The organism is Microbacterium enclense (assembly GCA_038182865.1).
GTDB classification, from domain to species: Bacteria; Actinomycetota; Actinomycetes; order Actinomycetales; family Microbacteriaceae; genus Microbacterium; species Microbacterium enclense_B.
Window position 1 is genome coordinate 3,778,963 of the sequence record CP116226.1, and the last position, 14,194, is coordinate 3,793,156.

A 14,194-nucleotide genomic window follows, 5' to 3' on the forward strand; every position below is an offset into this window, starting at 1 on the left:
AGCCCCGCCGGTTAGGCTCGAAGGGTGACGATCCTGACCCTCGTGCGACACGGTGAGACCGACTGGAACTCCGGAGGGCGCATCCAGGGCTCGACCGACATCCCCCTCAACGACACCGGACGCGCGCAAGCCCGAGGACTCGCCGCGACGCTCGCCGCCGAGTACGCGGGTCGCGACGCGGTGGTCGTCTCGAGCGACCTCTCCCGCGCCGCCGAGACCGCCGACATCATCGCCGACGCCCTGGGCACCACCGTGAGGCGACGGATGCCGGGGCTCCAGGAACGCTCCTACGGCGACGCCGAGGGCATGGACGCTCCGTCGTTCTACGAGACGTACGGCCCGTGGCACGCGGCCGACGTCCCCGGCGCCGAGACCTGGCCGGTCGTGCGGGAGCGCGCGCTCGCCGCGATCGCCGAGATCCTCGCGGACACTCCCGAGGGCGTCGACATCATCGCCGTCGCGCACGGCGCGCTGATCCGCGAGGTCATCCTGTTCGCCACCGATGGCGCCTTTCCCCGCGAGGGCGAACGGCTGCCCAACTGCTCCGCGACGACGTTCCGCCTCGACGGTCAGTCCTGGGAGATGCTCTCCTACTCCGGCGTCGCGAGCTGAGCCCCTCGCTCAGCTGACAGCGGTCAGCCCCAGCGCCCGCGAGATGACCATGAGCTGCACCTCGGTCGTGCCCTCGCCGATCTCGAGGATCTTCGAGTCCCGGTAGTGCCGCGCGACGGGGTACTCGTTGATGAAGCCGTTCCCGCCGAACACCTGCGTCGCGTCACGGGCGTTCGCCATCGCGGCGTCGCTCGCGGTCATCTTCGCGACCGCGGCGTCCACTGAGAAGGGCTTGCCCGCGTCGCACAGGCGCGCGGCGTGCACCCACGCGAGGCGCGCCGTGTGGACGCGGGCGTGCATCCGCGCGAGCAGGAACTGGATGCTCTGGCGCGTCGACAGTCGCTCCCCGAACACCGTACGAGCCCGCGCGTAGTCGACGGCGGCTTCGAGGCATCCCTCCGCCGCTCCCGTCGCGAGAGCCGCGATCGCCACGCGGCCCTCGTCGAGCGTGCGCAGGAAGTTCTTGAACCCCTGTCCGCGCTCGCCGAGGAGGTTCGCCTCGGGAACGCGCGCCCCGTCGAAACTCAGCGGATGCGTGTCGGAGGCGTTCCATCCGACCTTGTCGTACGCGGGACCGACGGTGAAGCCGGGGGTCCCGTTCGGCACGATGATGGTCGAGATCTCGGGCCGGTCGCCGAGACGTCCGGTGACCGCCGTGACCGTGACGAAGCGGGTGATGGCGGTGCCGGAGTTGGTGATGAACTGCTTCGATCCGTCGATCACCCACTCCCCGCTCTCCAGGCGCGCGGTCGTGCGGGTCGCACCCGCATCGCTTCCCGCCTCTGCCTCGGTGAGTCCGAAGCCGGCGAGCGCGCGTCCGGCGACGAGATCGGGCAGGTACTCGTTCTTCTGTGCGTCGGTGCCGTAGCGATAGAGCGGCATGGCGCCGAGTCCGACGCCCGCCTCCAGGGTGATCGCCATCGACTGATCGACGCGCGCGATCCCCTCGATGGCCACGCACAGGCTCGCGTAGTCGCCGCCCTGGCCACCGACGTCCTCGGGGAAGGGCAGACCGAACAGCCCGATCTCCCCCATCTGCGCGACGATGTCGAGGGGCAGTTCGTGGGCGCGATCCGCCTCGTACGATCGCGGCGCGATCACGTCGTCGGCGAACTCGCGGACCATCGCGGCGAGTTCACGCTCGTCGTCGGTGAAGGCCTGCTGGCTGTCGATGCTCACGGGGAGTCTCCTTCTCGGTGGTAAATCACGCAGCGCGGTCAGCGCATGTCGGTCAGCGCGGATCAGCGCAGCAGCATCGCGCGGCCGGGTTCGCGCAGAACGCCGGCGACGTCCGTGAGGAATCGCGCCGCCTCGGCGCCGTCGACCACGCGGTGGTCGAACGACAGGCTGAGCGTCAGCACGTCGCGCAGGGCGATCTCGCCGTCGTGTTCCCACGGGGTGCGCCGGACGGCACCGACGGCGAGGATCCCGGCCTCGCCGGGGTTGAGGATGGGTGTTCCGGCATCCACGCCGAAGACGCCCACATTGGTGATGGAGAACGTGCCCCCGGTCATCGCGGCGGGCGCCGTCCGCCCCGCGCGGGCGGTGGCGGCGAGCTCGGCGATCGCGTCGGCGAGCTCGACGAGCGGCAGGCGATCGGCATCCGAGATCACCGGCACCACGAGCCCCCGCTCGGTCGCCGCGGCGATCCCGAGGTTGACGTAGTGGTGCTCGACGATCTCGTCCGCGCCCTCGTCCCATTTCGCGTTGAGCGCCGGCGTACGCCCGAGCGCCAGGCACACGGCCTTCGCGACGATCGCGAGCACACCGATACGGTGCCCGTCGAGGGAGCGGTCGGCCTTGAGGGAGGCCAGCAGCGCGGTCGTCGCGGTGACGTCGAGCGTGAGGAACGTCGTCGCATGAGGCGCGGTGAAGGCACTCTGCACCATGGCGGCGGCAGTGTGCTTGCGCACGCCGCGGATGGGAGTCCGGGTGACACGCGGGATAAGGGAGTCGGGACTGGCCGGGGGGACCGTCGACGCGGATGAGGAAGGAGAGGATGCCGCGGGCGTGCGCGCCGCGAACTCCTCGACGTGGGCGCGAGTGATCGTCTCGCCCGGGTGGGCGCTCGCCACGAGCACGAGATCGACCCCGAGGTCTTTCGCGAGCTTGCGGACCGGCGGGGTCGACCGGGGCCGCTCGAACGGCAGGTCGATCGGCCCGGTGCGCAGCACGTCATGGGGGGCGGCCTCGCGGACAGCGGTGTCGGCGTCGAGGGTCGTCGCCCCGCGGCGCGCGCGCCGCCGCGGACGGGTTCCCGACGACGGGGCTGCGCCGTAGCCGACGAGATTCGGGGTGGCCTTCTCGGACGCGCCGCCCAGTACCGTCGCGCGGAGATCGTCCCCGGCACGCCGCCCCGAGACCGCGGCTCCCGGCGTGTCGGCCGCGAACTCCGCCGCACGGCTCGCGCCCTCGGCCGCGGCCCCGCGCGCCGTCGCGCGGAGATCACCCGCGGCACGCCGCCCCAAGGCCGCGGCTCCCGGCGTGTCGGCCGCGAATTCCGCGGGACGGTCCCCGGACGCCGAGGCCTCAGACTCGGCCGGACTCCCGGCTCCCGCCCCCTCCACCGTGAACGACACCAGCGGCGAACCGACCGCGACGACGTCGCCCGCAGCCGCGTGCAGCCCCTCCACGGTTCCGGCGTACGGCGAGGGGATCTCGACGATCGCCTTGGCCGTCTCGACCTCGGCGATCGTCTGGTTGAGCGTGACGGTGTCGCCTTCCGACACGTGCCACTGAACGATCTCGGCCTCGGGGAGCCCTTCGCCGAGGTCGGGAAGCAGAAACTCCGCGATCATCGCAGCACCCCCTCCCCGCGTTCGAGCACCCGGTCCACCGCGAACAGGATGCGATCCAGATCCGGCACGTGATGCCTCTCGAGTTTCGACGGCGGATACGGGATGTCGTGCCCGGTGACCCGCTGAGGCGAAGCCTCCAGATACTCGAAGCACTGCTCGGTGATGCTCGCGACGAGTTCGGCCCCCACCCCCGCCTCGCGCGCGGCCTCGTGGGTGACGACGACGCGACCTGTCTTCCGGACGGAGGCGGCGATGGTGTTCATATCGATCGGCGAGAGAGAGCGCAGATCGATGACCTCGAGCGAGACCCCGTCGTCTTCGGCGGCGAGCGCGGCGTCGAGAGCCGTGCGCACCTGGGCACCGTAGGTGACGATCGTGACCTCGGTGCCCTCACGGGCGACACGGGCGAGGTGCATCGGCGGAGCGTCGGCGAGGTCGGCATCCGGATCCACCTCGCCCTTCGAGTGGTACAGACGCTTCGGCTCGAAGAAGATCACGGGATCGTCGGATGCCACGGCCTGCTGCAGCATGACGTACGCGTCCTGGGGGTTCGAGGGCGCGACGACACGCAGTCCGGCCGTGTGGACGAAGTACGCCTCGGGCGACTCGGAGTGGTGTTCGGCCGCCCCGACGCCGCCCGCCCACGGGATGCGGATGACCAGCGGCATCCGGATCCGGCCGTTGCTGCGGTAATGGAGCTTGGCGACCTGGCAGACGATCTGGTCGAAGGCCGGGTAGACGAAGCCGTCGAACTGGATCTCGACCACGGGCCGGTAGCCGCGGAGGGCGAGCCCCACGGCCGTGCCGACGATGCCGGCCTCGGCGAGAGGGGTGTCGACGACGCGCTGTGCGCCGAAGCGCTGCTGCAGTCCGTCGGTGACGCGGAAGACACCGCCGAGCTTGCCGATGTCCTCCCCCATGAGCTGGACCTTCTCGTCGGTTTCGAGGGCTTTCGACAGACCGGCGTTGATGGCGGCGCCGAGCGTGAGCGCGGTCATTTCTCGAACCCCGCGAGGTACTCCGCGTACTCGGCCTTCTGTCGGGCGAGCCCTGCGTGCGGCTCGGCGTAGACGTGGTCGAACATCGTCTCGGGAGCGCGGGTGGTTGCGCCGATGCACGCGGCCCGCACCTCGGCGGCGAGCGCGTCGGCCGCCCGTGCGACCTCGTCGAGTCCCGAGTCGTCGAGCACGCCCTCGGCGCGCAGGTACGCCTCGAGCCGGGCGATCGGATCGCGCCCCGCCCATGCCTCGACCTCATCGGCCGCGCGATACCGGGTGGGGTCGTCACTGGTGGTGTGCGGGCCCATCCGGTAGGTCACGGCCTCGATGAACGACGGTCCCTCCCCTCGTCGCGCGCGGTCGAGCGCCCAGCGCATCGCGGCGACACAGGCGAGGGCGTCGTTGCCGTCAATCCGCAGACTCGGGATGCCGAACCCCGGCGCCCGACCCGCGATGGGGTACTTCGCCTGGACGGTGACGGGCTCGCTGATCGCCCACTGGTTGTTCGAGCAGACGAACACGACGGGAGCTCGGAACGAGGAGGCGAACACCAGGGCCTCGTTGACATCGCCCTGACTGGTGGCGCCGTCGCCGTAGTACGCGACGGCGACGTCGGTCGAGCCGTCGCGCTGGGCACCCATCGCCCAGCCCGTGGCGTGCAACGACTGTGCGCCGATGATGATCTGCGGCGGAGCGGCGTTGATGGTCGTGTGGTCGTAGGCCGAGTGCTCCTCGCCGCGCCACGCCAGCACGTAGTCGGCGGGCTGGGCCCCGCGCCCGAGCAGCACACCGTGCTCGCGGTAGCTCGGGAAGACGAAGTCACCCGGGGCCAGCGCGTGGGCGGTCCCGACCTGGACCGCCTCCTGGCCGCGGCACGGCGCCCACAGGGCGAGCTGCCCTTGGCGCTGCAGGGCGACGCCCTCGGCATCGAGTCGGCGGGTGAGGACCATGTCGCGGTGGAGGGCGCGCAGCTCGTGCGGCGACAGGTCTGCGATCCAGGGATCGAGTGTGGCGTCGGAGACTCGCGTGCCGTCGGGCTCGAGCACGCGCAGCGCGTCGTGGTTCCCCTCGTCGGGGACTCCCCCGGTGAGGGAGTCCTGGGTCTGGGTGTACGTCATCGTCATCCCTCCAGCTGCGGCCGGGGCTCCTCGTGAGAGCCGGGGCGGTCCGGGTGCCGGCAGCGCCGCCGACACGGCCGACCGTACGCGTGGAAGGCAGGGCGCTCAAGACCTCCGGAGATAACTCAGCATTCTGCACATCTGGGAGGCCAGGCACCCTGCTAATGTTTCGCACCATGAGCAAGCTCGACGCCGTCGACCTCGACCTCCTCCGCGCTCTCTCCGCCGACCCGCGCGCCACGGTCGTCGCGCTCGCCGAGAAGCTGAGTCTGTCGCGCAACACCGTGCAGGCTCGCATGAGCCGACTCGAGCGCGGGGGCGTCTTCTTGTCGTATGAACGCACGCTCTCCGCGGAAGCGCTGGGGTTCCCCATCGAGGCGTTTCTGCAGGTCACGGTGCGCCAGGCCGAGCTCCCGGCGATCCGCCAGGAACTCGCGAAGGTGCCCGAGGTGCTTCAGGCGCACGGGCTGAGCGGTCAGGTCGACCTGCTCGTGCGGGTGGCCTGCCGTGATACCCAGCACCTGTTCGACACCGACGCGCGGATCCTCGCGATCGAGGGCGTCGAACGCACCGAGACGTCCCTGGTGATGGGCGAGGTCATCGGGTATCGCGTGGGCCCGCTGATGAATCTGGCGCGGGGCGAGATCTAGCCCGCGAGGGGAAGATCCTCTACGGCGACGGCACCACCGGGATGCTCGCCGTCTCCGTCTTCTGCTCGGCCGGGCTTCCCGCATCGAGGCGGACGAGCACCACACCCACGAGAATGAGCGCGCCGCCCACGAACTGGACCGGCGCGGGGGTCTCGCCGAGGAGGAGCCACGCGAACCCGAGGGCGAAGAGAACCTCACTGAGCCCGACGAACGATGCCAGCCGCGAGCCGATGAGCGGCACGGCGATCACCCCGAGCGCGTAGCCGACCGTGGTGGCGACCGCGCCCACCCAGATCAGCGGCAGGATGCCGGGAACCTGGAGCCCCGCGAGCGACACCGTGATCGACGGGGCGGCGAAGGGCAGGATGCCGACGGCCACGAGGATGCCCATGAGCAGGGCCCCGACGATGAGGCCACCGGCGGCGAGCGCGAGGGGCGGGAGGTCGTCGCCGGCCCGACCGGCGATGACGAAGTACGCCGCGGCGCAGACGGCCGCGCACAGCGCGAAGATCGTGCCGAGGAGATCGAAGCGGGCACCGCTGATGTCGACGACGAGCACGAGGCCCGTCATCGCGACGACCGAGCCGACGAGCACGGCTTTCGAGGGGGCGCGGCGCGTGCGCACCCAGACGGCGATGACGATGAGCACCGGGGCGATGTACTGGATCAGCAGGGCCACGGCGACCGGCATCCGTTGCATGGCGGCGAAGTAGAACAGCTGGCAGCCCGCGACGGCGGTGAGGCCGAAGGCCACGATCAGCAGCCCATGGCGGCGGAGGAAGCCCCGCTGTCGACGGATGGCGATGAGGAGGGCGGGCGAGAGCAGGAGCGCGGCGAGACTCATGCGCACCAGCAGGACCGTGCCGAGAGACCAGCCACCGTCGAGCAGGGGCTTCACGAACGGGCCGCTGCTGGAGAACGCGAGCGCCGAGGCGACGGCGATCGCGAGGCCGGTGACGGCGCTCGAGCCCCGGTGGGTGGGGCGCGGGAGGGTGACGGACGACGTGGTCATGCGGGCCTGCTGTCAGGAGTGAAGAACGTTTACACTCGTGACAGTACGACCTCGACATGTCAGGAGTCAACGTGGTCTTCATCCGTGACACGGAATTGGTGCTCCGCGCCGCCGTCGAACTGGTCAACACGCTGCCGCACACCGACATCGGCGGGGCCGACAGGCTCGTCGCTCCGGCAGAGCTCGACGCGTTCACCGTGCGGCACGGATACACCGGGTCGCGACGACGCGACGCCCCCGAACTCGCCGAGGTCCGTGGCATCCGCGAACGCCTCCTCGCCCTGTGGGGCACAGACCGCGACGGTGCGGTTCCCCTCGTGAACGCGATGCTCGCCGACGGTCGCGCCCTGCCCCAGCTCGTCCGCCACGACGACATGGACTGGCACATCCACGCGAGCGATCCCGAGGACCCCCTCGCGACGCGCATCCTCGTCGAGACCGCGCTCGCATTCGTCGAGGTCATCCGCGCCGACGAGTACGCGCGCGTGCGCGTCTGCGACGCCGACGACTGCAACAGCGTCTACGTCGACTTCTCGAAGAACGGCTCCAAGCGCTACTGCGACGAAGGCAACTGCGGCAACCGGATGAACGTCAACGCCTACCGGAAGCGCCGCGCCGCGACCCCGGGCGCTCAGCCCACGAACGCCCGGATCGCGGATGCCGCCGCCTCGGGCGTCTCGTAGTGGATGAGGTGGCCGACATCGGGGATCTCCACCAGCTCGGCCTGTGGGAAGAGGGTCGCCAGGTGCCGCTCGGCCTCGATGGGCGTGATGTCGTCCTTCTGGGCGGCGATGAGCAGCGTCGGCTGGGCGATGCGAGGAGCGAACGCACGCACATCGTGCGACACACTCGTCACGAACGCGTCGTGCAGCACGTCGCGGTCGGCGAAGCGCGAGAAGTACTCGTCGTGCTGCTCGTGCACGAAGCGCCGCAGCTCGGGGTCGCGGGTCTTCGCCATCGCGTTGCTCATGACCCGCACGATGAGGCCGTTGCGCAGCAGCCCGTCGCCGAGCGGGCGCGGCAGCTTGGCCCCGGCGAGGTAGTAGAACACCGCGAGGCGGGTCAGGATGCCGCGCGGGCCCTCGAGGGCTGGGGCGCCGATCGGGTTCACCAGGATGAGTCTCGGCGTCGCGAGACCGCCCGCCACGGCCGCCGCCGACACGATCGATCCGAAGGAGTGACCGAGGACGATGGCATCCGGAGCGACGGATTCGACGAACGCCCGAAGCCACGCCGCGTAGGTGTCGAGGTCGTGCCGACGTCCGCGCAGAGGCGGTGTCTCACCGAACCCCGGCAGGTCGGGTGAGATGACCCGGATGCCACGAAGGTGCGCGACCACCGGGTCCAGCCCGTGATGCTCGCCGCGGAAGCCGTGCACCGCCACGATCGTCGTCTCGGCGGTGTCGTCGCCGTAGACCCAGTACGCGGTCGCGCCCCCCAGGATGTCGACCTCGCGTCGCTCGACGGGGATCGCCGCGAGAAGGTCGGCGTAGGGGTTCGGCATGGCTCGAGTTTACGGGCGCACCTCTCCTCCCCCGTCTCGGAATCGCGGCATCCGCCCCCCGTTCCTGCGCGCCTCGACGCCCATGTCCGACCCTCGCTCTACCGTGACCCCATGACCCTGTGGCAGGCCGAGCCGCTCCCGCTCTTCCAGACTCCCGAATGGACGCGTCTCGTCGGCGTCTTCGATCTCGAGACGACCGGCGTCGACGTCGAGAACGACCGCATCGTCACCGCGCACGTGGGAGTCCTCGACGCCGACGGTCACGTGATCGACGCACGTGACTGGCTGGCCGATCCCGGGGTGGAGATCCCCGCGGGCGCGGCCGCCATCCACGGCATCTCCACCGAGCGGGCGCGGGCCGAGGGGGCCCCGGCCCCGCGGGTCGTGGCGGAGGTCGTCGAGGCGCTCAGCGCGCTGTTCGCGGCCGGGATCCCGGTGGTGGCGTACAACGCCCCGTTCGATTTCTCGATGCTGAAGCACGAAGCGGTGCGGCACGGTGTCGCCCCGATCGATGCGCCGTCGCCGGTGATCGACCCGCTCGTGGTCGACAAGACCTACGACCGCTATCGGCGGGGCAAGCGCACGCTGTCGGTGGTCGCCGAGCACTATGCCGTGCCGCTGGAGTCGGCCCACGAGGCGTGTGCCGACGCGGTGGCCGCCGGGCGCGTGGCGCTGGCGCTGGCCGAACGGTTCGCGCCGTGGCTCCCCTCGACGGTCGATGAGCTGCACACGCGCCAGATCGCCTGGGCACGGGCGCAGGCGGCGAGCCTCACCGAGTACTTCGTGAAGATCGGGCGCCTGGATGCCACGGCTCCCCCGCTCGACGGGGCGTGGCCGATCCGCTGAGAGGCGCGTGAGCAACCGCCCGCGCACTCGCGGGCCAGGGCGCAGCCCGTCCCACCGCCAACCGTCGAAATTCCGACGCGCGGCGCCCCGCGCGCACCGCTCCGGTGCCCCCGCGAGCACCGACGAGCACTCCCTCGAATCGACGGCATCGCCGGGATGCCACACTGAACTCGTGTCCTGTCGCATCGCCACTGTCCAGATGGAGGCCCTCGCCGGCGACGTCGACGAAAACGTCGCGCGCATCACACGTCTCGTCCATGGGGCAGCGGTGGGCGGAGCCGACCTCGTGCTCTTCCCCGAGGCTGCCGTCACGGGCTACGACGACCGCGCCTTCTCGGGCCCCCTGCCGGAGCTGACCACCGGCGAGTGGTGGAGACCCGTGCAAGACGCCGTCGACCGCACCGGCGTCACCGCCGTCGTCAACACCGCATTCGAGCGCGAGAAGCGCCGCACTCTCACCGACGTGGTGCTCACCCCCGGTCGTGACCCGCTCGCGGCCTACGACAAACAGCACCTGTACGACAGCGAGCGATCCTTCTTCGCCCCCGGGGATCACGGCGCGTCGTTCGTCCTCAACGAGCTCCGCTTCGCCCTCTCGATCTGCTACGACGCGAACTTCCCCGAGCATGCGGCCGACGCGGCCCGTGCCGGGGCGGACGTCTATCTCAACAGCGGCGCGTACTTCCCCGGAGGTGAGCATCGCCGCGACCTCCACTACGCCGCACGCGCCCTCGACAACGGCATGTATGTCGTCTTCAGCGGCCTGATCGGAGCACCGCACGCGTTCATCGGCGGTTCCGCCGTCTTCGATCCGCTCGGCAGACGCATTGCCACGGTCGGAGAGGGCGAGCACCTGGCGTTCGCGGATCTGGAACCGAGAGTCGTCGCGGAAACCCGCGATCGGCAAAGGATGTGGGCGGATCATCGCGGTGACCTCGGACCCCACCACCACCTGGGATCGTTCTCCCCATCCGACGTCGCGCTCTGACGCAGAACGCACTCAGCCCCGGACGAGCTCGTCGAGCACCGCCTTCCCCCACTCCCACTCCCCCAGACCGCTCGCGGCGTTGAGATGTCCGCGCGCGCCGGCGTTGCGGAAGCCGCTTCCCCACCCGGAGGCGAACCGCTCCGCGACCTCGATCGGGCAGTACGGATCGTCGGAGCTGGCGATCACCAGGCTTCGGCGGGCGAACGGTCGCGCCTCGAGACCGACGAAGGTGGATGCCACGGCGCGAGGAAACCCGGCACCGCGCGGATCCGGAGGGGCGACGAGCAGCATCCCCGCGACCGCCGGATGCCCGACTCGACCCGCCCACTCGGTCGCCGACCAGCACCCGAGGCTATGGGCGATCACGACGAGGTCGTCGTCCGATCCCGAGAGGTCGGTGACCACTCGATCCACCGCCTCCACCCAATCATCGAGGTCGGGCTCGTCCCAGGATCGGGGCACCACGCGCTCGGCGACGGCACCCCAGCGCTTCTCCCAGAGGGTCTGCCAGTGCTGCTCGCCCGATCCTCCGAGGCCGGGAACGATCACGTATGCCACCATGGACGACGACCTTTCACTCGTTCGCCGCGCGAGCGCGCGGTGCCTGTCCGATCGAGCATGATGGATCCACTCGGAGGATGCGTTCACAACGAGTGATATCTCACCGATCGGAGCCGAACACGATGGAACCATTCGACACGATCGACCGTCGCATCCTCGAACTGCTGCAGAACGACGGCAGACTGTCGGGGGCCGAGGTCGGCCGACGAATCGGTCTGTCGCAGCCTGCCGCGAGCGCACGTATCCTCCGGCTCGAGCGCGCGGGCGTCATCGCCGGCTACCGCGCCGTCATCGACCCGGCCGCCGTGGGGCTCGCCATTCATGCCGTCATCCGACTGCGCACCACGCACGCGCAGCTCGCCCCGGCCCGCGCGCTCGCCGAACGCCTCCCGGAAGTGACGTCGATGGTCCGCGTCACCGGTGAGGACTGTCTGCTGTTCGACGTCAACTGCCCCGATGCCGCGCGATTGGAAAAGGTGGTGGATGCCCTGGCGCGGTACGGGCCGGTGACGACGTCGCTCGTTCTCAGTACCTACCCGCAGAAGCCGCTGCTGCCCGCGAAGGAGGGGTGAGGGGCGACCGCACCCGCATCGACCATCCCGGGAAACGCCGGAGCCCCCCGTCCCGAAGGACGAGGGGCTCCCGACGCGAGATCGCTGCGGATCAACGACCGCCGAAGTTCTTGAAGCGCTGGTTGAACTTCTCGACGCGACCGGCGGAGTCCATGATGCGCTGCTTGCCCGTGTAGAAGGGGTGCGAAGCCGACGAGATCTCCACGTCGATGACGGGGTACTCCACGCCGTCGAGCTCGATCGTCTTGTCGCTCGAGACCGTCGAGCGCGTGAGGAACGTGTCGCCCGAACCGAGGTCGCGGAACACGACAGCCTTGTACGTGGGGTGGATGTCAGTCTTCATGGGAGGTCCTTTGAGAAGTGGTGCCCTGGATTCTGCCAGGACGTCAAAGTCTGCGGCGCCGAAGGCACCAACGGGAGAGTCTACCAGGCCGAGCGGCGAGGCACGGTCACCCGTCGACTCAGACCGCGCGAGCGGCGTATCGACCGGCGTCGTGCGTGAGGGTGATGTCGAGACCGAACGTCGCGGTGAGGTTCTCGGCGGTGAGCGCCTCGGCCAGGGGCCCGGATGCCACGACCTCCCCGTCGCGCAGCAGGAGCACGTGCGTGAACCCGACCGGGATCTCCTCCACGTGGTGCGTCACCATCACCATCGCGGGCGTCGTCGGGGCCTGCGCGTACCCGGACAGCAGAGCCAGCAGTTCTTCACGCGCCCCGAGATCGAGGCTCGCCGTCGGCTCGTCGAGCAGCAGCAGTTCGGGGTCGGTCATGACGGCCCGCGCGATCTGCACGCGCTTCTGCTCGCCGTCGCTCAACGTGCCGAAGGTGCGGTCGGCGAGGTGGTCGAGCTTCCATTCGGCGAGCACTCGCAGCGCGCGGCGTTCGTCGATGTCGTCGTAGTCTTCGCGCCAGCGCCCGAGGACCGAGTAGGCAGCCGTCAGAACGACGTCGAGCACCGTCTCTTCCGGCGGAACACGACGCGCCATCGCCGACGAGGCGAAGCCGATCCGGGGACGCAACTCGAACACGTCGGTGCGACCGAGCTGCTCGCCGAGGATGGTCACGGTGCCCGACGTGGGGTGCAGCAACGTGTCGGCGAGCTGCAGGACAGTCGTCTTGCCGGCGCCGTTGGGCCCGAGGACCACCCAGCGCTCGTCGTCGGCGACGGTCCAGTCGAGATGGGACACGATGTCCCGCGCGTTCCGGCGGACGACGACGTCGGAGAACTCGAGAACCTGGGGCATGGATCTAGCCTACTGGCCCCTACCGGAGCGACCGGATGCCACGCGGCCCGCGGTGCAGAGCCGGCTCGCGCGCGCTACGCGCCGGCGACCTCGGCATACAGCGCTGCCGTCGTCTGCGCGATCGCCCCCCAGCTGAAGTCATCGATGGCGCGCTGCCGACCGGCCTCCCCGTAGGCGCGGGCCGTCTCGGCATCCGCCACCACCTCGGTGAGCACCCGGGCCAGATCGTCCACGAAGCGCTCGGGATCCACGGGAGTGCCCGTGCCGTCCTGCACTTGTTCGATGGGGACGAGGCGACCGGTCACGCCGTCGACGACGACCTCCGGGATTCCCCCGGTCGCTGTTCCCACGACCGCGGCTCCGCACGCCATCGCCTCGAGGTTGACGATGCCGAGGGGCTCGTACACCGACGGGCAGACGAAGGTCGTCGCGGCCGTGAGGATCGCGCACAGTTCGTGGCGTGGCAGCAGGCGGTCGATCCACACGACGCCGTCGCGCGTCGCCTGGAGGCCGCGCACGAGCTCCTCGACCTCGGCCATGATCTGCGGGGTGTCGGGCGCCCCGGCGCACAGGATGAGCTGCACCTCCGGGGGCAGCTGCTCCGCGGCGCGCAGGAGATACGGCAGGCCCTTCTGCCGGGTGATGCGCCCCACGAAGACCACGGACGGCCGCGACGGATCGATCCCCTGCGCCGCCAGGAACGCGTCATCCGACACCGGATGCCATGCCTCGGTATCGATGCCGTTGTAGATGACGCGCACCTTCGCGGGGTCGAGCGAGGGGTAGCTGCGCAGGATGTCGTCACGCATCCCCGAGCTCACCGCGACCACCGCCGCGGCTCCTTCGTATGCCGTCTTCTCGATGTAGCTCGACACGGCGTAGCCGCCCCCGAGCTGCTCGGCCTTCCAGGGCCGGAGCGGCTCCAGGCTGTGCGCGGTGACGACATGCGGGATGCCGTGGAGAAGGGATGCCAGGTGCCCGGCGAAGTTGGCGTACCACGTGTGCGAGTGCACGACGTCGGCCCCGGCGACGTCGGACACGATCTCGAGATCGGTGCCCAGGGTCTGGATCGCGCCGTTCGCGGAAGCGAGTTCCGCGGGGACCCCGTACGAGGTGGTGTCGGCCTCGTCGCGGGCGGCACCGAAGGCGCGCACCTGCACCTCGGTGCCCTCGGCGCGCAGTGCTTTCACGAGTTCGGTGGCGTGGACCCCGGCTCCCCCGTAGATCTCCGGCGGGTATTCCTTGGTCACGATGTCGACGCGCATGAGACGAACCGTAGTACAGCGAAAGG

Annotated in this window: 16 protein-coding genes; 6 read left to right on the forward strand and 10 right to left on the reverse strand. The window is 70.3% G+C overall.

Annotated elements, in window-relative coordinates:
- Positions 1–24 precede the first annotated feature (24 nt).
- On the forward strand, positions 25–612 hold the full coding sequence (locus PIR02_17910) for a histidine phosphatase family protein (protein ID WZH36603.1): 588 nt from the start codon (positions 25–27) through the stop codon (positions 610–612).
- A gap of 9 nt (positions 613–621) precedes the next feature.
- Here the strand turns inward: PIR02_17910 and PIR02_17915 are convergent, their stop codons facing one another.
- From PIR02_17915 to pdhA, 4 genes are all read right to left on the reverse strand, one after another.
- Positions 622–1,791 carry an acyl-CoA dehydrogenase family protein gene (locus tag PIR02_17915; protein ID WZH36604.1) on the reverse strand — a complete coding sequence of 390 codons (1,170 nt, stop codon included), beginning with the start codon at positions 1,789–1,791 and terminating at the stop codon, positions 622–624.
- 62 nt (positions 1,792–1,853) lie between these two features.
- The gene (locus tag PIR02_17920; GenBank protein ID WZH36605.1) at positions 1,854–3,410 is read right to left on the reverse strand and encodes a dihydrolipoamide acetyltransferase family protein; all 1,557 of its coding nucleotides are present in this window, start codon (positions 3,408–3,410) and stop codon (positions 1,854–1,856) included.
- Positions 3,407–4,408, reverse strand: coding sequence for an alpha-ketoacid dehydrogenase subunit beta (locus tag PIR02_17925; GenBank protein WZH36606.1), 1,002 nt, complete (start codon positions 4,406–4,408; stop codon positions 3,407–3,409). The genes PIR02_17920 and PIR02_17925 overlap by 4 nt, the downstream gene beginning before the upstream one ends.
- A complete protein-coding gene (gene pdhA / locus PIR02_17930; protein ID WZH39041.1) occupies positions 4,405–5,526 on the reverse strand; it encodes a pyruvate dehydrogenase (acetyl-transferring) E1 component subunit alpha in 1,122 nt (373 codons plus the stop codon). Before pdhA ends, PIR02_17925 begins: the two co-directional genes overlap by 4 nt.
- Positions 5,527–5,702: 176 nt before the next feature.
- Here pdhA and PIR02_17935 point away from each other — a divergent pair, with 176 nt between their 5' ends.
- Complete coding sequence (locus PIR02_17935) at positions 5,703–6,176, forward strand: Lrp/AsnC family transcriptional regulator (GenBank protein WZH36607.1); 474 nt, start codon at positions 5,703–5,705, stop codon at positions 6,174–6,176.
- A 19-nt stretch (positions 6,177–6,195) separates the two neighbouring features.
- Here the strand turns inward: PIR02_17935 and PIR02_17940 are convergent, their stop codons facing one another.
- Positions 6,196–7,188: a DMT family transporter gene (locus tag PIR02_17940; protein ID WZH36608.1), complete on the reverse strand. Its 993-nt coding sequence runs from the start codon at positions 7,186–7,188 to the stop codon at positions 6,196–6,198.
- A gap of 71 nt (positions 7,189–7,259) precedes the next feature.
- Here PIR02_17940 and PIR02_17945 point away from each other — a divergent pair, with 71 nt between their 5' ends.
- Positions 7,260–7,871, forward strand: a complete 612-nt coding sequence (locus tag PIR02_17945; GenBank protein ID WZH39042.1) for a CGNR zinc finger domain-containing protein — start codon at positions 7,260–7,262, stop codon at positions 7,869–7,871.
- On the opposite strand, the gene PIR02_17950 is transcribed toward PIR02_17945, so the two are convergent.
- The gene (locus PIR02_17950; protein WZH36609.1) at positions 7,820–8,692 is read right to left on the reverse strand and encodes an alpha/beta hydrolase; all 873 of its coding nucleotides are present in this window, start codon (positions 8,690–8,692) and stop codon (positions 7,820–7,822) included. The genes PIR02_17945 and PIR02_17950 overlap by 52 nt on opposite strands.
- A gap of 111 nt (positions 8,693–8,803) precedes the next feature.
- Here PIR02_17950 and PIR02_17955 point away from each other — a divergent pair, with 111 nt between their 5' ends.
- Both PIR02_17955 and PIR02_17960 read left to right on the forward strand, forming a co-directional pair.
- The gene (locus PIR02_17955) at positions 8,804–9,538 is read left to right on the forward strand and encodes a 3'-5' exonuclease (GenBank protein ID WZH36610.1); all 735 of its coding nucleotides are present in this window, start codon (positions 8,804–8,806) and stop codon (positions 9,536–9,538) included.
- A gap of 172 nt (positions 9,539–9,710) precedes the next feature.
- Positions 9,711–10,526, forward strand: coding sequence for a carbon-nitrogen hydrolase family protein (locus PIR02_17960; protein WZH36611.1), 816 nt, complete (start codon positions 9,711–9,713; stop codon positions 10,524–10,526).
- 12 nt (positions 10,527–10,538) lie between these two features.
- Here the strand turns inward: PIR02_17960 and PIR02_17965 are convergent, their stop codons facing one another.
- Positions 10,539–11,087 carry an alpha/beta fold hydrolase gene (locus tag PIR02_17965; GenBank protein WZH36612.1) on the reverse strand — a complete coding sequence of 183 codons (549 nt, stop codon included), beginning with the start codon at positions 11,085–11,087 and terminating at the stop codon, positions 10,539–10,541.
- A gap of 122 nt (positions 11,088–11,209) precedes the next feature.
- Here PIR02_17965 and PIR02_17970 point away from each other — a divergent pair, with 122 nt between their 5' ends.
- A complete protein-coding gene (locus PIR02_17970; protein ID WZH36613.1) occupies positions 11,210–11,659 on the forward strand; it encodes an Lrp/AsnC family transcriptional regulator in 450 nt (149 codons plus the stop codon).
- A gap of 91 nt (positions 11,660–11,750) precedes the next feature.
- On the opposite strand, the gene PIR02_17975 is transcribed toward PIR02_17970, so the two are convergent.
- The 3 genes from PIR02_17975 to glgA form a co-directional block, all read right to left on the reverse strand.
- Positions 11,751–12,002 (reverse strand): type B 50S ribosomal protein L31, encoded by a 252-nt coding sequence (locus tag PIR02_17975; GenBank protein ID WZH36614.1) that lies wholly within the window; start codon positions 12,000–12,002, stop codon positions 11,751–11,753.
- A 118-nt stretch (positions 12,003–12,120) separates the two neighbouring features.
- A complete protein-coding gene (locus tag PIR02_17980; protein ID WZH36615.1) occupies positions 12,121–12,903 on the reverse strand; it encodes an ABC transporter ATP-binding protein in 783 nt (260 codons plus the stop codon).
- Positions 12,904–12,977: 74 nt separating this feature from the next.
- On the reverse strand, positions 12,978–14,168 hold the full coding sequence (glgA, locus tag PIR02_17985) for a glycogen synthase (GenBank protein WZH36616.1): 1,191 nt from the start codon (positions 14,166–14,168) through the stop codon (positions 12,978–12,980).
- Positions 14,169–14,194: the final 26 nt, after the last annotated feature.